Genomic DNA, 18,590 nt, shown 5'->3' with positions numbered 1-18,590 from the left:
ATACTTGACGCCGGTCTCGATGGCATTCTAGGTTTTTATACATGACGCAATTGTCCAAGAAACAAATGGAAGAAATCCTCCTCGCTCACGAGATCGCTGAGCTGGAAATGGATGTCGAAGCCACCATGGCGACGCTGACCCCCAACCCGCATTATGAGCTCGCATCCCTCGGATTGGCGGTCGACGGGACCGATGCGGTTCGCGAAACGTATCGGCGGATCCTGCCCAATCGGGGGCGGAATGTCGCCGCCGAGAAGCGAGTCCACGCGGTGGCCGATAATACGCTGCTGCGTGAGGCGTTCATGTCGTTCAACACGCTCGAGGGCGAGCGGGTCACCGGCCTGTACCTGGTGGTGATGGCTTTCGATCCCGATCTGAAGCTGATCTCCGGCGAGCGGATGTACATGGACCCCAACTTCGCGAAGATGATGTCCGAACAGCTCGGTCCCGACTTCGGCGATCTGCCCGGCGTTTCGAAAATCGGTGATTCGGCGCCCAGCATCGAAAAGCATGACGCGTACAAATACGCTGCTGCTCGCGGGCTGACCATCAATGCGCCGAAGTAGGCCCTGCGACCATCGAGTCGCATAAAACCGGACTGCGTGCCGCACCGAGTCCATACCCTATGGCTGAAGAAGGACCATCGTTTTGAACAGCGAGGCATATATCTACGAGGCGATCCGCACGCCTCGGGGCAAGAACAAGGGCGGATCCCTGCACGGGACGAAGCCTATCGACCTCGTGGTCGGCCTTATCGACGAGCTGAAGGCACGCAATCCGGGGCTGGACCCCGCGGCGATCAACGACATCATTCTGGGCGTCGTTTCGCCAGTCGGGGACCAGGGTGGCGATATCGCCCGTGCCGCCGCGATGGGCGCCGGCCTGCCGGACACGGTCGCCGGCGTGCAGTTGAACCGGTTCTGCTCCTCGGGACTCGAGTCGGTCAACCAGGCGGCGGCGCGCGTGCGTTCGGGCTGGGAGAACCTGATCATCGCCGGTGGTGTCGAGTCGATGTCGCGGGTGCCGATGGGCGCCGATGGCGGCGCGATCTTCAACGACCCGGCTTTGACGTATGACAACTTCATCGCACCGCAGGGCATCGGCGCCGACCTGATCGCGACCATCGAGGGCTTCTCGCGTGCGGACGTCGACCGCTTCGCCGTGCGGTCGCAGGACCGCGCCGAGGCCGCGTGGTCCGGCGGGTATTTCACGAAATCCGTTGTGCCGGTGAAGGACATCAACGGCGTGACGATCCTCGACCACGACGAACATCGCCGTCCCGGCAGCACCGTCGAGACCCTCGGCAAGCTGAAGCCCGCCTTCGCGGGCATCGGTGAGGTGGGCGGTTTCGACGCGGTGGCGCTGCAGAAGTATCACTGGGTCGAGCGGATCGACCACGTGCACACCGGCGGGAACTCTTCCGGCATCGTCGACGGCGCCGCCCTGGTGCTGATCGGGAACGAGCAGGTCGGCAAGGATCTCGGTCTCACCCCGCGCGCCCGCATCGTGGCCGCCGCGATCACCGGGTCGGATCCGACGATCATGCTGACCGGTCCCACGCCGGCCACCCGGAAGGTGCTCGACCTGGCCGGGCTGACCGTCGACGACATCGACCTCTTCGAGCTCAACGAGGCGTTCGCGTCGGTCGTGCTGAAGTGGATGAAGGATCTGGAACTGCCGGACGAGAAGGTCAACGTCAATGGCGGCGCGATCGCGATGGGGCACCCGCTGGGCGCCACCGGCGCGATGATCCTCGGGACCATGGTGGACGAGCTGGAGCGGCGGCAGGCCCGGCGCGCACTGCTGTCGTTGTGCGTCGGCGGCGGCATGGGTATCGCGACGATCATCGAGCGGGTGTGAGGACATGACCAACACGATTCGCTGGGACCAGGACGCCGACGGCATCGTCGTGCTGACCCTGGACGACCCGAACCAGCCCGCCAACACGATGAACGCCGACTTCCAGGAGTCCTTCGGTCAGGTCGTGGACCGGCTGGAGGCCGAGCGGGACTCGATCACCGGCGTGGTGATCGCGTCGGCGAAGAGCTCGTTCTTCGCGGGTGGTGATCTGCGGGACCTGATCCGGGCGACGCCGGAGCACACCGAGCACGTCACCGAGTCGACCACTGCGCTGAACGCGCGGCTGCGCCGGCTGGAGACGCTGGGCAAGCCGGTCGTGGCGGCCATCAACGGCCTCTGCCTGGGCGGCGGCTTCGAGATCGTGCTCGCGACGCACCACCGCATCGCGGCGAATGTCGAGGGCGTCGTCGTCGGATCACCCGAGGTCACCTTCGGCCTGATGCCCGGTGCGGGCGGCGTCGTCCGCACCACGCGGCTGCTCGGGATCCAGCAGGCGCTCCGCACTGTCCTGATGCGCGGCCAGCGGCATAATCCGGTGCGGGCCAAAGAATTCGGCCTGATCGACGAGCTGGTGTCCACCGTGGACGAACTGCTGCCGAAGGCCAAGGAGTGGATCAAGGCCAACCCCGGGGCCGTGCAGCCGTGGGATGCCGAGGGCTATCGGATGCCCGGTGGGTCGCCGTCGGACCCCGCGTTCGCGGCCCACCTGCAGGCCTTGACGGCCAACTTGCGCAAGCAGGTCAAGGGCGCGCCGATGCCCGCCCCGCGGGCGATCCTGGCCGCCGCGATCGAGGGCGCGCAGGTGGACTTCGACTCCGCCACGAAGATCGAGGCGCGCTACTTCGTCAGCATCGTCACCGGTCAGGTCGCGAAGAACATGACCAAGGCGTTCTTCTTCGACCTGCGGCGGATCAACGCGGGCGGTTCGCGTCCCGCTGGCTTCGAGAAGTACGCCGCGCGGAAGGTCGGTGTGCTCGGCGCCGGGATGATGGGCGCTGCCATCGCCTATGTGTCGGCGAAGGCCGGCATCGAGGTGGTGCTGAAGGACGTGTCGCTGGCGAACGCCGTCGAGGGCAAGGGCTACGCGGTCAAGCTCGAGCAAAAGTCCCTGTCGCGGGGCGAGACCACGCAGGAGGCGTCGGATGCGCTGCTCGCGCGGATCACGCCGACGGCCGACCCGGCGGACTTCGCCGGCGTGGACTTCGTGATCGAGGCCGTGTTCGAGAGCCCGGAGCTCAAGCACAAGGTGTTCGGCGAGATCGAGCACATCGTCGAGCCGGATGCCGTGCTCGGTTCGAACACCTCCACGCTGCCGATCACGGGTCTCGCCCAGGGCGTACAGCGGCCGGAGGACTTCATCGGCATCCACTTCTTCTCGCCGGTGGACAAGATGCCGCTCGTGGAGATCATTCGCGGCGAGAAGACGTCCGACTCGACGCTCGCGAAGGTCTTCGACTACGTCCTGCAGATCGAGAAGACACCCATCGTCGTCAATGACAGCCGTGGTTTCTTCACCTCGCGTGTGATCGGCACTTTCCTCAATGAGGCCGTGGCCGCGGTCGGTGAGGGTGTCGAGCCGGCGTCGGTCGAGCAGGCCGGTGCGCAGGCGGGCTATCCGGCTCCGCCGCTGCAGTTGTGGGACGAGCTGACATTGACGCTGCCGCGCAAGGTCCGGCAGGAGTCGCGTGCCGCGGTCGAGGCCGCGGGCGGCACCTGGACCGCGCACAGCTCGGAAGCCGTCATCGACCGCATGATCGACGAGTTCGACCGCAAGGGCCGCTCCACCGGCGCAGGCTTCTACGACTATGTCGACGGGAAGCGCACCCGCATCTGGCCGGGTCTGCGCACGGCTTTCGGCAGTGGCGGCGAGCAGATCCCGTTCGAGGACCTGCGCGACCGCATGCTGTTCGCCGAGGCGCTGGAGACGGTCAAGTGCCTCGACGAGGGCGTGCTGAACTCCGTGCGGGACGCCAATATCGGTTCGCTGCTCGGCATCGGCTTCCCGGCCTGGACCGGCGGCGTCATCCAGTTCATCAACCAGTACGAGGGCGGTTTGCCGGGCTTCGTGGCCAGGGCCCGCGAGTTGGCCGATCGCTACGGTGACCACTTCCGGCCGCCGCAGTCCCTGGTGGAGAAGGCCGGCAAGGGCGAGATCTACGAGTAGATCTCGATCGGTACGAGTACAGGAAGGCATCCGGGTGGGCCACTACAAGAGCAATGTCCGCGACCTCGAGTTCAACCTGTTCGAGGTGCTGGCGATCGACCGGGTTCTCGACTCGGGAGCGTTCGGCGACCTGGATGCCGCCACGGTCCGCGCCATGCTGGGCGAAGCGGCGCGGCTGGCCGAGGGCCCGCTGGCGGAATCGTTCGCCGAGGCGGACCGCAACCCGCCGACGTTCGACGCGGCCGCGCACGCGGTATCGCTGCCCGCGTCGTTCATTCGCTCCACGCGGGCCTGGCAGCAGGCCGGCTGGCACAAGGTGGGGCTGAAGGAGGAGGTCGGTGGTACGGCGGCGCCGTCGGTCGTCAAATGGTCGATCTGGGAACTGATCCTCGGCGCCCAGCCCGCGGCGTTCGTCTACACGAGCGGACCGCAGAACGCCGAGATCCTGCACATCCTGGGCACCGCCGCCCAGCGGCGGTGGGCCGAGATCGCGGCCGCTCGCGAGTGGAGCGGGACCATGGTGCTGACCGAGGCCGACGCCGGCTCCGATGTCGGCGCCTGCCGCACCACCGCGATCCGGCAGGCCGACGGCAGCTGGCGGCTCGAGGGTGTGAAGCGATTCATCACCGGCGGCGACTCCGACATCTCGGAGAACATCCTCCATCTGGTGCTGGCACGGCCGGAGGGCGCGGGACCGGGGACGAAGGGGCTGTCGCTGTTCGTGGTGCCGAAATTCCACTTCGACCCCGACACCGGTGAACTCGGCGCCCGCAACGGCGTCTTCGCCACGGGTCTGGAACACAAGATGGGACTCAAGGCGTCGGCGACCTGTGAGCTGACCTTCGGCGGCCACGGTATTCCCGCGGTCGGCTGGCTGGTCGGTGACTCGCACAGCGGGATCTCGCAGATGTTCAAGGTCATCGAGTACGCGCGAATGATGGTCGGCACCAAGGCAATTGCCACGTTGTCCACCGGCTACCTGAACGCGCTCGCGTATGCGAAGACCCGCGTGCAGGGCATCGATCTGACCAGAATGGCCGACAAGCAGGCGCCCCCGGTGACGATCACGCACCACCCCGATGTGCGTCGCAGCCTGATGCTGCAGAAGGCATACGCCGAGGGCCTGCGCGCGCTGTACCTGTACGTGGCCGCGCACCAGGACGCCGAGCTGGCCAGGGCGGTATCGGGCGCCGACGCCGAGCTGGCCTTCCACGTCAACCACTTGCTGTTGCCGGTCGTCAAAGGCGTCGGATCGGAACGCGCGTACCAGTGCCTGACCGAGTCCCTGCAGACCCTCGGCGGCTCCGGTTTCCTGCAGGACTACCCGATCGAGCAGTATGTGCGCGATACCAAGATCGATTCGATCTACGAGGGCACCACCGCGATCCAGGCGCAGGATTTCTTCTTCCGCAAGATCGGGCGTGACCGCGGTGCCGCGTTCGCGCACGTGACCGATCAGATCGCGAAGTTCCTCGCCGGCAGCGTCGGAGACGGCCGCCTCGAGCTCGAGCGTGCGCTCCTCGCCACCGCACTCGCGGACGTCGAGGCGATGGTCGCGACCCTCACCGGCTTCCGCTCCGCCGCGCAGCAGGAACCCACCGAGCTGTACCGCATCGGGCTGGTGTCGGTGCAATTTCTGCTCGCCGTCGGCGACCTGCTGATCGGCTGGCTGCTGCTGCGCCAGGCCGACGTCGCGCTCACCGCCATCGACACGTCGGGCAGCGACCCGTTCTACGAGGGGAAGGTCGCCGCCGCCTCTTTCTTCGCCAAAAACGTGCTCCCGCAACTCGGTACAGTGCGCACCATCATCACCGACGTCGACCTCGGGCTGATGGATCTCGACGAGTCGGCGTTCTGAGCGCGGTGGCGATGGCGAGCCTCGCACCGGCGGCCAGGAACCGGCGGGTGTCGTGTGGCGACGCCTGGGTGACCTCCGCGAGAAGGCTGCGGAGCCGGTCGTAGCGTTGGTGCAGCTCGTGGCGGATGGGTTGTTCGGATGTGGCCGCGAAGCCGTGCAGGGCGACCAGCAGTAGATCGCGCTCGCCGGCGACCGCGCGGTAGACATCGGCCAGGGTGCTCGCGGACTGTTGCGATGGTTGACTGCAATCATGCTGTGCCGCAGCAGATTCCACGATGGCCTCGAGCCGGTCGAAGGAGTGGTGCAGGGCGGCGAGGAACAGCTGCTGCTTGCTGCCGAAGAGCCTGATCACGTAGGGCTGGGAAACGTTGGCGCGGCGGGCGATGACATCGGTCCGGGTTGCGGTGTACCCGGATTCGGCGAAGGTGGCGACCGCGACCCGGATGATCTGTTCACTGCGTTCGGCGGCGGTCATCCGGTTCTTGGCTGATCCGGTCATCACGGTGCTTTCCGATCGGTGTGCCAGGTTGTCAGAGCTCGCGGGCCGGTGTGGGCAGCGCGAATTCGAAGATCGCGCCGCCGCCGTCCGCGCTGTGGACGTCGAGGGTGCCGCCGTGGGCGTGGGCGACCCACCGGGCGATGGGCAGACCGAGTCCGGTCGAACCCGCATTGCTGTGGAAGGCCTCGAAGATCGAGTCGCGGTCGGAGTCTACGAGCCCCGGTCCCCGGTCCGCCACTATTACGCGGCCGCCGGCGACCGTCACGTGTACGCGTGCGGGTTCGCCCGGCAGATGACCGTGCCGGACCGCGTTGTCGAGGAGATTCCGGATCGCCCGGCACAGCAGGGTGGGGGCGCCGTTCACGACGGTCGGTGCGGTCGTCGAGGTGAATATCGCTGCGTCGGAGTCGATTTCCTCGATCAGATCGAGCACGATCTGATCGAGGCGCAGTGGCTGGGATTCCATCTCCTCGATACCCGCGGTGAGCCGGGCGCGGGAGAGCAGATCCTCCACGATGTCCCCCATGCGACGCGACAGGCGCACGGTGCGGTCGAGCAGTTCCGTGCGTTGGTCGGGGTGATCACGGGCGGTTTCGGCCAGTGCGCACAGCGCGGCGATCGGCGCGCGCAGGTCGTGTGCGACTCCGGCGAGAATGTCCTCCTGGCTCTCGACCGCGCGAATCCGCGCCGGCAGCAGCTGTGCGGTGAGGAGGTATGTCATGAGGCCGAACGAGGCGATGAGCGCGGCCGTGAGACCGCAGGTGAGCGCGGTGATCTGACGTTGCCGGGCGTGGTCGGGACCCAGGTCTGCCCACGCGATGGCGGCCCCGCCGAAGTGGTCGTACCGCCAATCGTCGACCGGTGTCGCCACCGCGCGGACGGCGCCGCCGGGGTAGGGGATGGTCACCTGCACCGGCACCCGGGTACGGATCGCGCGGGCCCGCATGTCCTGCAGCCGGATCTCGTCGAGGTCGTAGGCGCAGTGCCTGGCGCTGCGGAATTCCTGTGTCCCGACGCTCGTCGCGAAGACGACGGCGAACTGTGGGCAGTCGTCGTCGATCCGCGACAGTCCGTGACCCTGGTAGGTGACCGCGTCGGCGACCGTGGTGAATACCGGGAATCCCTGTGGCACCGCGCCTGCCGGACTGCTCGCCACCTCGTGCGCGGCCGCCGACGCCACGGTGTTCAGCTCTGCGTCGAGTCGTGCGGTGTCGGCGTGCTTCTGTGTGATCAGGTCTACGGCGGCGAAACCGGACAGCGTGACAGTCGCGAAGCCGGTCAGGACCGCGACCGCGATCCACGGTGCGTATCGCAGTCGCCGAGCGGGAGGGATGCGTCGCCAACGTTTCGCGCGCTTCATTCGGCGGGGACGAGCCGGTAGCCGTATCCGCGCAGCGTCCTGATCATTTCGGGTGGCCCGAGCTTGCGCCGGAGCATGGCGATCGTCACGTCCAGCGCGTTGGAGTTGGCCGCCGCGTGCTCGTCCCAGCAGTGTTCGAACAGGTCGGTGCGGGATACGGTGTGCTCGAGGTTGATCATGAGCTGTTCCAGCACCGAGTACTGCTTGAGCGTGAGGCTGAGCAGCACCCCGTCGCGACGGACCTCGCGCCGTCCGAGGTCCATCTCGAGGTCGCCGCACCGCAGCACCGAGGGGCGTCGAGTGTCCCCGCGGTGGCACAGGTTTCGGACCCTGGCGACCAGTTCGGCGATGGCGAAGGGTTTGCCGAGATAGTCGTCGGCATATTCGAGCCCGAGGATGCGATCGTCGACGGAATCGCGGGCGGTGAGGAACATCGCCGGCGTCGACCAGCCTCTTCTGCGTTGACTCGCAAGGTAGTTCACGGCATCGCCGCTGGGCAGCATCCGGTCGAAGACCACACAGTCGTAGCTGGTGACAGCGAGCGCTTCGTCGGCCGCCGGGATATCGGCGACCGCGTCGACGGTCAGGGAGGCGCCGCGCAGCGCGATCACGATAACGGGCCGCAGGTCGTCGTCGTCTTCGGCAACCAAAACACGCACGGGCGATCCTCCATCGAACACGAACAGGTGTGGGGGCGAATGCCCTTGCGCGAGTTGTCGGACGGATGCTTCGGTTCTGCCGGCTCGTTGCGCTACGACCTATTCGTGCGCATCGTACAAGTTGGCCACCGACCGCGCCCCTCGAGTTTCGTGGCGCTGCTCACTGCTGAACTGGTCGTTTGTGCAGGTCATCTCGGTCAATGACTGGTCAGTTGATTAGTTGTGTGGCGGTGTGCGGCTGCGCGCGCGGCAGGCCGGCCGCCTCCGCGCGAATTGCTGTCTGATTGCGGACGATCCACTGCCTGTTCACCACGGTGTCGACTGGCTTACGGATTCCCGCCCGGAATCGGAAATCCTGGTTCCCGCCCCCGAATTAAGGCTTGATAAAGGTTGCTACATGCAGGATCGAGTCGTGCCGATCGGCGTGTCGGCGCGCGGTTCGGGAGAGTGAATTGGCTCGTCCTGCAATGCCTTTCGTGAAACAGCACTGTGATACCGCATGGTGCGAGCGGCAACGATGCCCCTGTTGGTCGAAGTATGTTGTGGCGCAGTCCATATCGAATCTGCCGCACGTTCATCTGTGAGCTTGGCTGATCGAGGAGGAGTCCGATGTCGGAGCAGGGTTCGGTTGTGCGCGGTGGACCGCTCGATCGGTATCTGTCGTTGGGTGACGAGAGCGGGGTGTCGACAGCGGACGCGGTGCCGGTCGCCATCGTGGAGCTCCGGGTGATCGACGGGGTGCGGGCCGGGGGTGTCAATGCCGCCCATGTACACGCCTTGGCGGAGTCCGGTGCCGATCTCCCGCCGATCCTGGTGCAGCGCAACGGGATGCGCGTGATCGACGGCGTGCATCGTCTGCGGGCGGAGGTCCTCCGTGGACGAGACGTCATTCGTGCGGTGTTCGTGGAGGTGACCGACCAGGAGGCGTTCGCGCTCGCGGTCCGGATGAATGTCGGGCACGGTCTGCCGCTGTTGCTGACCGAGCGGAAGGCGGCGGCGGCTCGCATTCTGGGGGAGTGTCCGTCCTGGTCCGATCGGTACGTCGCGTCCGTCGCCGGATTGTCCGACAAGACCGTCGGGGCCATCCGCAAGCGGTCGGCCGCGGATATTCCGCAGCCGACCGATCGGCTCGCGCGGAACGGCACGATCAGCCGCCGGCCGGTGGTCGATGGCCGCCTGCGCGCCGCGGAGCTGCTGCGCTCCCGGCCGCGGCTGCCCCTGCGGGATATCGCGGATGCGGCAGGCATCTCGCTGACGACCGCGAAAGATGTGCGGACCCGGCTGCGGCGGGGTGAGCACCCGCTGCCCGCGCGGCAGCGGTCCATCACCGGACCGAAGACAGTGCCGGCGGAAGTGGACAGCGCGCCCGGCGACCTCGTCGCCACAGCGAACGCCGGATCGGACGCCGGTGAACCGGATACGGCGGCAACGGAATTGATGATGCAGCGTTTGCGGCGCGACCCCGCTGTACGCCTGACGGAGGGTGGGCGCTGGCTGCTGCGCTGGCTCGATGCCACGGCGCTCGATCAGCAGGGCTGCGCGCGGGCGATCTCCGGACTGCCCGAGTATCACCTGCACACGGTGGCGCAGCTGGCCCGGCAGCGCAGTGCGGCCTGGCTGCGGATGGCGGAGTCGGTGGAGCGGCGCGCGGGTGCGACGCGGTCGATGGATATCTCGTGATCGGGCGGGCGGCTATTCTTTGACAGTTCTTGTAGAACGATGTTCTACTACCGGTGAGGCGATATTCTCGACATATTGTCCTCGCTCGAGATGTAATGACAGCCGCTCTTGCTAGGTCGGATTATGAACAAGCTTGTGCAAGCTCGATGGTGCTTTCTTTTTCCGGGTCAGGGTTCGCAACGTGTCGGCATGGGGCGAGATCTATATCTGAAATACCACCAGCCGGTGGCGGAGATCTTCGAAACCGCGGACGATATGCTCGGGTTTTCGATATCGCAGATATGCTGGAATGGTCCCGACGAAATTCTCCGACGCACCGATATCACGCAGCCGGCGATATTTCTGGTGAGCTACGCGAGCTATCGCGTGCTCGTCGAACACCTGCCCGCCCCGGCCGTCGTCGCCGGGCACAGCCTGGGCGAGTACACGGCGCTGGTCGCGGCAGGCGTGCTGGACTGGACCGACGCGCTGCGGCTCGTCCAGCGGCGCGGTCAGCTGATGGCCGCGATCAATGAGACCACCCCCGGCGCAATGGCTGTGGCCCTGGGCCTGGCCCCGGATGCGGTGGAGCGCCTGTGCGGTGCCGCGACCGCGGCCACCGGCGAAATCGTGGAAGTGGCCAACTACAACGAGTCGACGCAGACGGTGGTCTCGGGGACGGTGGCGGCGGTCGCGGAGTTCCTGCGCCTCGCGAAGCCCGAACTGCCCGAGGGCGGCAAGATCAAGAAGCTGGATGTCGGCGCACCCTTCCATTGCTCACTGATGTCGGCGGTGGAGGCCGAGTTCGCCGCCGAGTTGGAAACCGTCGAGTTCCGTACTCCGAAAACCCCGGTCGTGGTCAATGTTTCCGGTGATTTCGTCACCACGGGATCCGAGGCGCGGGAGGCTCTGTGCCGCCAGCTGGCCGGGTCCGTCCGGTGGACCGACACCTTGGCGAGGCTGGTCGATTTCGGGGCCGGCACCTTCGTCGAGGTCGGTCCCGGCAAGGTGCTGACGGGGATCTGCCGGCGCAGCTATCCCGATATGGACTGTCACTCCGCGTCCGATGCCCGTCGGATCACCGCACTCCTCGACGAATACACGCTCCCCAACATCGCGTGAGAAGGCCCGGCCGGGCCCGCGCGCGTTGCGAAACTTCCTACCCGCCAAACGATTAGGACTGTCATGCCCTCCGCTCAAATCATCGGCACCGGGGGATTCCAGCCCGGTGATCCCATCGACAACGCCACCATCGAGAAGTACGTCGGCCCGCTGCCGGAGGACGTGCTGTCCGGACTCACCATCGAGCAGCGTTTCTGGATGATCGACCCGGAAACCGGCGAACACCACGACAGCAATTCCGGCATGGCCTACAAGGCCGCCGTGCGGGCGCTGGAGACCGCGGGGATCGAGGCGGCGGAGGTGGATCTGATGATCCTGGCCACCGGCACGCCCGACTACACACTGCCGCCGTCGGTGAACCTGGTGCAGGAGCGGCTCGGCCTGGAGTCGGTCACCACGCTGGAGATCCGCTCCGGTGGGGCGGGCGCCGCGCACGGACTGGACCTCGCCCGGACCTACATCGAACAGGGCATCGTCACCACGGCCCTGGTGATCGGCGTGGAGGCCATCTCCCCGGCCATCGCGCCGGTCTTCCTGGAGACCGAACCGCACAAGATCCGCATGCGAGATCGCATGCCGCTGTACATGTTCGGTGACGGCGCCGGCGCGATCGTGCTGCGCGCGGGCGAGGGCGGCGGGCTGCGGCGGGGTGCGGCGCGGGCCATCGGTGGCAGCCGCAAGCCCGGCATCTGGGCGATCGGTGGCGGTACCCATGCGCCCCTGCTGCAGCAGCAACGCTCGAAGAAGCTGGTGGACCTGAAGGTCGATGTGGTCGGTGCGGGCGACTTCACGCCGGTGATGGTGTCGGAGGCGCTGACCCACACCCTCGCGGCGGCCGGCCTGGCCGCCGCGGACACCGACTGGTGCCTCATTCCCGAGGGCAATGCCGGCTGGATGCTGGACTCCATGCGCGAGGCCGGGGTGCAGACCGCCGAATGGGAGGCGTTGGCGGGCCGCATCTTCGACAACCTGGCCATGACCGGGGCGTGCGGGTGTGCCGCGGTACCGCTGTTCCTCGACGACGGCTGGCGCAACGGCCAGATCCAGCCCGGTCACCGCGTCGCCATCATCGGCGTGGAGGCCACCAAGTGGATGTATGCCGGAATCGTCTGCGACTGGACCGCTCCCACGCCCGCGGCATCGAGCAAAGTGCCGGCGTAATGGCTGATGTGATCGTCATCGGCAGTGGCCTCGGCGGCCTGTCCGCCGGGGCACTGCTGGCCCGCGCCGGCCTCGAGGTCGTGGTCGTCGAGCGCAACACCGCCCCCGGCGGTTACGCGCAGCCGTTCCGTCGGGGCCCGAATCTGTTCGATCCGGCAATCCATTTCACTATGGACGCCGGTCCCGGCGGATTCATCCCCGCCATGCTCGCCCATCTCGATGTCGCCGCCGGTGTCGAATTCCTCGAATTGCCACAGACATACCAGGCGCGGTTCCCGGGGCTCGTCATCGACGCGCCGCCTGGCCGGGACGCGTTCCTGGACCTGCATCAGCGGTTGTTCCCCACGCAGGCGGACGGTCTCGAGCGTCTGTTCGACCTGCGGCGAAACATGTTCACGCAGTTGGCTTCCCTGCCGCAGCAGGTCGGCACGGGCGGGCTGGAGGACGCGGTGGCCGCCGCGCCCCTGGTCTTCCGGTATCGCATGTCGACCCTGGCCGACGTGCTCGCCGAATTCGTGGACGATCCACGCTGCGCGGCGGCGCTGGGCAGCATCTGGCCCTACATCGGATCGCCGCCCTCGCGCATGTCGTTCCCGCTGTTCAACCAGATGCTCGAAACGCTGCATCACGGAACCTATTACCCCCGTGGCGGTTTCGGGACGCTCGTCGACGCTTTGTCCGCTGCCCTGGTCGCGAACGGCGGTGAGGTGCGGCTCGGTAGCGAGGTCGAGCGCATCCTGATCGAGGACGGCCGGGCCGCGGGCGTGGTCGTGGCGGGTGGTGAGGTGCTGCGGGCGCGGGCGGTGGTGTCGAACGCGGATGCGCGTCACACCTTCGGTGAGCTGGTCGGCTGGAATGCCGTGCCCGCGGTCCTGCGTCGCCGTCTCGATCGGTACCGCCTGGCACCGTCGGCCTTTGCGCTCTATGGCGCGCTCCGCGCCGATCCGCGTGAATTGGGTTTGTCGCACGAGGGTTTCGTGTTCGGGTCGTGGGACACCGACGCGATCTGGGCCGACGTGCAGGCGGCACGGCCGGGCGGCATCTGGGTCACCGTGCCGACCCTCGCCGATCCTGAACTCGCCGCGGAGGGCGGGCATCTGGCGGTGGTGACCAGCCTGGTCCGTGCGGACTCCGATTGCCGCTGGCCCGAGATCCGTGAAGAGCACGCGCGAGAGCTGCTCGGAGCGGTGGAGAATGGTGTGCCGGGTTTCCGCGACGCCTTCGAAACCATCGAAACCGCCACGCCGGATACGCTTTTCCGCTACAGCCGCAATGCGCGCGGCGCGGCCTACGGCTGGGAGAACACCCCGGCTCAGACCGCGAGCAAGCGCCTGGGCCATCGAACGCCGCTGCCGGGCCTGTATCTGTCGGGGCACTGGGCGGAGGAGGGCACGTCGTCGCTGCGGACCCTGACGTCCGGTCGCGCCACCGCCGCGCTGGTGGTCGCGGATCTCGAACACCCCACGGCGGTACCGGATTTCGGCGGTCCGTCATTCGTGGCGGAACTGGCGGCGGGTACGCCCGCCGCCGGCTGATCGCGGGACTCGGTTACCCGCGTAGTCCGCGGATGATCAGGTCCACCATCCTGGCGTAACTGCCTTCGGGATCGGGGGATCGCATGGCGCCGTTGAGCTCGAGTGAGACGGCGCCATGCAACGCGGACCAGACCTGCTGGGCCAGTTCCGCGGGGTCGCCGCCGGTGATCGTGCCGCGGCCGATGGCGTAGCCGATGTGCACGACCAGTTCGCCGAAGGCCCGGCCGGCGCTGTCCTGGACGGCTTCATTGGTGAAGTGCCGGCCGACGGATGCCGCGAACATGATCGAGTAGTGCTGCGGATGCTCGATCGCGAAGCGGCGGTAGCTGTCCGCGGCGGCACGCAGGCGGGCGATCGGGTCGGGATCGTCGGGCGTGGCCACCTCCGCTCGCAGCGCGTCGAAACCCCGGATCAGCAGTTCGCGCTCCAGGCCCTCCTTGCCGCCGAACCGGTTGTACACACCCGCCAGTGCGACGCGCGCTTCCGCGGCCACCGCGCGGACCGTCACGCCGTCCAGCCCATCGCGGACGAGGACGGCTTCGGCCGCGTCGACCAGGATGCGTTCGATGTCCTTGCTGGGAGTGCGGACACGATTGGCCATCGCGGTTCGGTCTCCTCTGTTCGATGTATCGGACTGTCACCCTAGCGCTTTCGCCCTGTTTGACGGTCTGCCCGAGCTGTTGTAGAACATTGTTCTGTAACTACAGTACACCGTTCCATGGGAGGGCGGCGTGAACACACCCACTGACGAACAGTCGCTGCTGCGGCAGCCCTCGACCGTTCCGACTCCTACGACATCGCCCGCACCGGCCGGCCCCCGGCGCTGGGTGGCTCTGGCCTTCATCTGCGTCAGCGTGCTGCTGGCCGTGGTGAACAGCACCGTCGTCAACATCGCGCTGCCGACGCTGGGGCGCGAGCTGGGCGCCTCGACAACCGCCATGCAATGGATCGTCGACGCTTACACCCTGGTGTTCGCCGTCATGCTGCTCACCGGCGGCGGTCTCGGTGATCGCTTCGGGCGCAAGACCACACTGCACATCGGCCTGGTGCTCTTCGCGATCTTCTCGCTGGCCGCCGCGAACGCGGCATCGACCGGCCAGCTGATCGCGGCGCAGGCCGCGCTGGGATTGGCCGCGGCGCTGATCTATCCGGCCACCCTGGCCCTGCTGTCCACGATCTTCACTGATCGCAAGGAACGGGCTGCCGCGATCGGCATCTGGTCGGCGGTGTCGGGACTCGGCGCGGCGGTCGGGCCGGTCGCGGGCGGGCTGCTGCTGAAGCATTTCTCGTGGCACTCGGTCTTCCTGGTCAACCTGCCCCTGGTCGCGGTGGCGCTGGCCGGTGGCCTGGTGCTGCTGCCGAATTCGCGTGCCGTGCGCATCGGCCGATTCGACTTCCTGGGTGCGCTGCTGTCCATGGCCGGTGTGGGACTGCTCGTCCGCACGGTCATCGAGGCCCCGGACGAAGGCTGGTACTCGGTGCTCACGCTGGCCGGATTCTCCGGAGCCGCTGTGCTTTTCGCGCTCTTCGCGTGGTGGGAGTCGCACACCGACGAGCCGCTGCTGGATGTGAGCATCTTCCGCGACCGGCGCGTCACCGCGGCCTGCGTGGCGATCATGATGGCCTTCCTCGGGCTGCTCGGCTTCGTCTTCCTGATCACCCAGTACTTCCAGGCGATCCGCGGCTACGACAGTTTCAAAGCGGGTTTGGCGATTCTGCCGTTCGCCGCCGTCATGGGTGTGATGTCGCCCCTCGGCATGGCCTTGACGGTCAAGATCGGTCCGCGGATCGTCATCTGTCTCGGAATGCTCTCGCTCACCGCCGGTTTCGTGGTGACCACCCAGGTCACCGCCACGTCGGACTACTGGGGGCCGGTCGTCGCGTCGATGGCGCTGATGGCGGCGGGCCTGGCCTGGGGTACGGCGCCGGCCACCGAATCGATCATGAGCTCGCTGTCGGCCGACAAGTTCGGCGCGGGTTCGGCGGTCAACGACACCACGCGGGAAATCGGTGCGGCGCTGGGCATCGCGGTCATCGGGTCGGTGATGAACCAGGTCTTCGGTGACCGGATCACCACGGGCTTCGCGGCCCTGGGCATTCCGGCCGAACCGGCATCGAAGTCGCTGGTGTCCGCACTGGGCGTGGTGGGCCGCCTGAACGGACCCGTCGCCGGTCAGGCCTGGGAGACGACTCGGAACGCGTTCATGGATGCGCTGCACTCCGGTGCCGCGGCCGCGGCGGTGGCCACGGCCGGCGCGGCGGTCGTGGTGGGCATCCTGATGCCGAATCGGAGGGGATGAGGACGGTGTCCAAGCGGTACCCGGCCGAAGTCCGCGCGCGGGCATTGGCCTACGCCCTCGAGCACTTGGACGAGTACCCGTCGGTGTACGCCGCCGCGCAGGCGATCGGACCCACGATGAGCGTGCATCCGGCCAGCCTGCGCCAGTGGATCCTCGCGGCCCGCGGGCCGGAGGACGAAAGCGAGGAGCTCGCGCGGTTGCGCCGCGAGAACAGGGAGCTGCGGCACGCCAATGCGATCCTGAAACTGGCCTCGGCGTATTTCGCGCAGGAGATGGTCTCCGAATCGGTCTGTCCCGCCACTTTCGATCCGCTCGGCGAGCGGGTCGAGGCGATCGAAGACCTGCAGGAAGAAATGCGCGACGAATAGTTGGACGCTCGTCCGGCGAAAAGTGCAGCCGTAGTCCCGAACAGGGGCTACGGCCATTTCGCTATGGTTTTTCTTTTCTATTCGACGAGCTGATGTCGGGTCGGAATTAACTCGTCCGACAAGTGCGGAAGACTTAATTCGGTGCAATACTCGCTGCAGGCAACGTGAACGGCGCAGTGCGGCGCCGGATTCCCCTGCCTTTCCCTTTGTGTCCCGGTCGAATATTTCTCGAGGGGCGGCATGCTCAACTCCAGCAAACCCATTCTGATCATCGGCGGTGGCATCGGCGGCGCGGCCGCCGGCGTCGCACTGCGGCAAGCCGGCCTCGACGCCGTCGTGTACGAGGCGCGTACGCAGCGCGGCACACGCTACGGCGGCTGCTATGTGCTCTGGTACGCGGGCCGTCGGTCGCTGCGCCGGCTCGGCCTGGGCGACAAGGTCGCCGCCGCCGGTCACCGCATGGATCGGTTCGAGATGTGCGACGACCGTGGCCGCCTGCTGTACCGCGTCGATATGAACCATCGGTCCGTGGATCCCGAGCTGCGGCCGCTGGCCATCCGTCGTGCCGACCTCGTCGACCTGCTGCACAACGAGCTGGGATCCGAAGCGCTGCAGCTGAATTCGACGATGCGTGAATTCAGCGAGTCGGCGCGCGGAGTACAGGCGACCTTCACCGACGGCCGGGTCGAGCACGGATCGGTGCTGGTCGGTGCGGACGGACTGCAGTCGAGAGTCCGTGCCCACCTGCACGGTTCGGCGACGCCGCGCCACCCGGGCTATGCCCACTGGTCGGGCATCGCAGAATCCGATTGCGGCGCACCGAAACACACCTTCCGCATCATGCACGGCCGGGCTGCTCGGTTCGCGTTCTTCCAGCTCGGCGATGGAAAGGCCTGCTGGTGGGCGACCCGCAAGGCGCCCGCGGGGGCCGATGGCGACCATCTGGGGGAGCGACATGCCCTCGAAATGGCCTACCGCGACTGGCATCCGCTGGCCGGCGCACTGCTCGCCGCCACGGATCCGGCCACGCTGCACCGCCGCGACACCCTCGACCGTCCGCCGCTGCGGCAGTGGGGCCGGGGCCGGGTGACCCTACTCGGTGACGCCGCCCATGCCATGACCTTCGACCTCGGGCAGGGGGCGGGCACCTCGCTCACCGATGGTGTGACCCTTGCCCATCACCTGACGCGGGCGCAGGCGCCCCTGGCGGGACTGCGTGAATACGAGCGCGTCCGGCGGTCGGTGACCGTGCCCCTGGCCGTCGCCTCCCGTCAGATCGGCGCCGGCACCGCCTGGGGCGGGCCGCTCGGCCCGCGTCTGAACCACGCCATCCTGCGCACGGTCGGTGCCCGGATCACCCCCGCCCTGCTCGAACTGGACGCCCGCAGCCATCTCGCACTCGAAACGGAGCCGGCTCATGCCGAATAAGACCTCGACCACCGAACAGAACCGGGCGCTCATGGAGCGCTACATCCAGAAAGCCTGGAACGAAGGCGATTGGAGTGTCGCCGAAGAGCTCATCGACCCGAACGCGGTCTTCCACGACCAGGTCCGCGAGGGCAAGTTGCCCCCGGGACGCGAGGGGGTGCGAGCCGCCATGGACATGATCCGCATCGGCATGCCCGATTTCGTCATGGATCTGCAGGAGATCATCGCCGATCGCGACCTGGTGGTGATCCGCTGGCGCGCGACCGGCACGCACGCGGGCATTTTCAACGGGCTGCCGGCCACCAATCGGGTGGTGTCGCTGTACGCGATCAGCATTGTCCGCTTCGAGGACGGCAGGATCGTCGAGGGCTGGCAGGAGGCCGACCAGCTGGGCATGGGCCGCGAACTCGGCATGGTCCCCAAGTCCGACATGCCGCGGCCGCTCGCCGGCCTGCTCGCCTTCGGCATCCGTACCCGCGATCGCCTGGTGGGTGCGCGATGAAACTCGACGGCAAGATCGCTCTGGTCACCGGCGGCGCGCGCGGCATCGGCCGCGCCATCTGCCTGGCGCTGGCCGACGAAGGCGCGGACGTGGCGGTGAACTACCGCGCGAGCGA

At 67.4% G+C, this 18,590-nt stretch carries 17 protein-coding genes; 13 read left to right on the top strand and 4 right to left on the bottom strand.

What is annotated here, in order from left to right; genetic code table 11:
- The first annotated feature begins 41 nt into the window (after positions 1-41).
- The 4 genes from ACWEKS_RS43495 (at position 42) to ACWEKS_RS43480 (ending at position 5,882) form a co-directional block, all read left to right on the top strand.
- Complete coding sequence (locus tag ACWEKS_RS43495) at positions 42-566, top strand: hypothetical protein (protein ID WP_452345566.1); 525 nt, start codon at positions 42-44, stop codon at positions 564-566.
- A gap of 82 nt (positions 567-648) precedes the next feature.
- Entirely contained in the window at positions 649-1,860 is a 1,212-nt protein-coding gene (locus ACWEKS_RS43490; RefSeq protein WP_452345565.1) for an acetyl-CoA C-acetyltransferase, read from the top strand.
- A gap of 4 nt (positions 1,861-1,864) precedes the next feature.
- Entirely contained in the window at positions 1,865-4,024 is a 2,160-nt protein-coding gene (locus ACWEKS_RS43485) for a 3-hydroxyacyl-CoA dehydrogenase NAD-binding domain-containing protein (protein WP_452345564.1), read from the top strand.
- Positions 4,025-4,058: 34 nt separating this feature from the next.
- Entirely contained in the window at positions 4,059-5,882 is a 1,824-nt protein-coding gene (locus ACWEKS_RS43480; RefSeq protein WP_452345563.1) for an acyl-CoA dehydrogenase, read from the top strand.
- Here ACWEKS_RS43480 and ACWEKS_RS43475 read toward each other — a convergent pair.
- From ACWEKS_RS43475 to ACWEKS_RS43465, 3 genes are read right to left on the bottom strand one after another with little or no spacing between them, the layout of a single operon-like run.
- On the bottom strand, positions 5,833-6,381 hold the full coding sequence (locus ACWEKS_RS43475; RefSeq protein ID WP_452345579.1) for a TetR/AcrR family transcriptional regulator: 549 nt from the start codon (positions 6,379-6,381) through the stop codon (positions 5,833-5,835). The two genes, ACWEKS_RS43480 and ACWEKS_RS43475, sit on opposite strands and share 50 nt — an antisense overlap.
- A gap of 31 nt (positions 6,382-6,412) precedes the next feature.
- Positions 6,413-7,741, bottom strand: coding sequence for a sensor histidine kinase (locus tag ACWEKS_RS43470; RefSeq protein ID WP_452345562.1), 1,329 nt, complete (start codon positions 7,739-7,741; stop codon positions 6,413-6,415).
- Entirely contained in the window at positions 7,738-8,400 is a 663-nt protein-coding gene (locus tag ACWEKS_RS43465; RefSeq protein WP_452345561.1) for a winged helix-turn-helix domain-containing protein, read from the bottom strand. The genes ACWEKS_RS43470 and ACWEKS_RS43465 overlap by 4 nt, the downstream gene beginning before the upstream one ends.
- Positions 8,401-9,009: 609 nt before the next feature.
- Between ACWEKS_RS43465 and ACWEKS_RS43460 the strand changes: the two genes are divergently transcribed.
- The 4 genes from ACWEKS_RS43460 to ACWEKS_RS43445 all read left to right on the top strand — a co-directional run bounded on the left by ACWEKS_RS43460 (position 9,010) and on the right by ACWEKS_RS43445 (position 13,877).
- Positions 9,010-10,080 carry a transcriptional regulator gene (locus ACWEKS_RS43460; protein ID WP_452345560.1) on the top strand — a complete coding sequence of 357 codons (1,071 nt, stop codon included), beginning with the start codon at positions 9,010-9,012 and terminating at the stop codon, positions 10,078-10,080.
- Between the two features lie 123 nt (positions 10,081-10,203).
- On the top strand, positions 10,204-11,181 hold the full coding sequence (gene fabD / locus ACWEKS_RS43455) for an ACP S-malonyltransferase (protein WP_452345559.1): 978 nt from the start codon (positions 10,204-10,206) through the stop codon (positions 11,179-11,181).
- 63 nt (positions 11,182-11,244) lie between these two features.
- Positions 11,245-12,342 (top strand): 3-oxoacyl-ACP synthase III family protein, encoded by a 1,098-nt coding sequence (locus ACWEKS_RS43450; protein ID WP_452345558.1) that lies wholly within the window; start codon positions 11,245-11,247, stop codon positions 12,340-12,342.
- Entirely contained in the window at positions 12,342-13,877 is a 1,536-nt protein-coding gene (locus tag ACWEKS_RS43445; protein WP_452345557.1) for a phytoene desaturase family protein, read from the top strand. Before ACWEKS_RS43450 ends, ACWEKS_RS43445 begins: the two co-directional genes overlap by 1 nt.
- A 13-nt stretch (positions 13,878-13,890) precedes the next feature.
- On the opposite strand, the gene ACWEKS_RS43440 is transcribed toward ACWEKS_RS43445, so the two are convergent.
- A complete protein-coding gene (locus ACWEKS_RS43440; RefSeq protein WP_452345556.1) occupies positions 13,891-14,478 on the bottom strand; it encodes a TetR-like C-terminal domain-containing protein in 588 nt (195 codons plus the stop codon).
- Between the two features lie 130 nt (positions 14,479-14,608).
- On the opposite strand from ACWEKS_RS43440, the gene ACWEKS_RS43435 reads away from it, so the two are divergent.
- The 5 genes from ACWEKS_RS43435 to ACWEKS_RS43415 all read left to right on the top strand — a co-directional run.
- The gene (locus ACWEKS_RS43435; protein ID WP_452345555.1) at positions 14,609-16,177 is read left to right on the top strand and encodes a DHA2 family efflux MFS transporter permease subunit; all 1,569 of its coding nucleotides are present in this window, start codon (positions 14,609-14,611) and stop codon (positions 16,175-16,177) included.
- A gap of 5 nt (positions 16,178-16,182) precedes the next feature.
- Positions 16,183-16,545, top strand: coding sequence for a transposase (locus ACWEKS_RS43430; RefSeq protein ID WP_452345554.1), 363 nt, complete (start codon positions 16,183-16,185; stop codon positions 16,543-16,545).
- A gap of 240 nt (positions 16,546-16,785) precedes the next feature.
- Positions 16,786-17,973, top strand: a complete 1,188-nt coding sequence (locus ACWEKS_RS43425; protein WP_452345553.1) for an FAD-dependent oxidoreductase — start codon at positions 16,786-16,788, stop codon at positions 17,971-17,973.
- Complete coding sequence (locus ACWEKS_RS43420) at positions 17,963-18,475, top strand: ester cyclase (RefSeq protein WP_452345552.1); 513 nt, start codon at positions 17,963-17,965, stop codon at positions 18,473-18,475. The genes ACWEKS_RS43425 and ACWEKS_RS43420 overlap by 11 nt, the downstream gene beginning before the upstream one ends.
- On the top strand, positions 18,472-18,590 hold a 119-nt coding region (locus ACWEKS_RS43415; protein WP_452345578.1), incomplete at its 3' end, for an SDR family NAD(P)-dependent oxidoreductase. The genes ACWEKS_RS43420 and ACWEKS_RS43415, both read left to right, overlap by 4 nt.

The sequence above is a fragment of the Nocardia sp. NPDC004711 genome (genome assembly GCF_053601595.1).
The sequence above is the reverse complement of the archived record's forward strand: the minus strand, read 5'-3'. Positions and strand labels throughout refer to the sequence as shown.

Coding starts and splice junctions, on each gene's coding strand:
- ACWEKS_RS43495 (WP_452345566.1), top strand. CDS start 42: ATGACGCAATTGTCCAAGAAACAAATGGAAGAAATCCTCCTCGCTCAC.
- ACWEKS_RS43485 (WP_452345564.1), top strand. CDS start 1,865: ATGACCAACACGATTCGCTGGGACCAGGACGCCGACGGCATCGTCGTG.
- ACWEKS_RS43475 (WP_452345579.1), bottom strand. CDS start 6,381: ATGACCGGATCAGCCAAGAACCGGATGACCGCCGCCGAACGCAGTGAA.
- ACWEKS_RS43470 (WP_452345562.1), bottom strand. CDS start 7,741: ATGAAGCGCGCGAAACGTTGGCGACGCATCCCTCCCGCTCGGCGACTG.
- ACWEKS_RS43460 (WP_452345560.1), top strand. CDS start 9,010: ATGTCGGAGCAGGGTTCGGTTGTGCGCGGTGGACCGCTCGATCGGTAT.
- fabD (WP_452345559.1), top strand. CDS start 10,204: ATGAACAAGCTTGTGCAAGCTCGATGGTGCTTTCTTTTTCCGGGTCAG.
- ACWEKS_RS43450 (WP_452345558.1), top strand. CDS start 11,245: ATGCCCTCCGCTCAAATCATCGGCACCGGGGGATTCCAGCCCGGTGAT.
- ACWEKS_RS43445 (WP_452345557.1), top strand. CDS start 12,342: ATGGCTGATGTGATCGTCATCGGCAGTGGCCTCGGCGGCCTGTCCGCC.
- ACWEKS_RS43440 (WP_452345556.1), bottom strand. CDS start 14,478: ATGGCCAATCGTGTCCGCACTCCCAGCAAGGACATCGAACGCATCCTG.
- ACWEKS_RS43425 (WP_452345553.1), top strand. CDS start 16,786: ATGCTCAACTCCAGCAAACCCATTCTGATCATCGGCGGTGGCATCGGC.
- ACWEKS_RS43420 (WP_452345552.1), top strand. CDS start 17,963: ATGCCGAATAAGACCTCGACCACCGAACAGAACCGGGCGCTCATGGAG.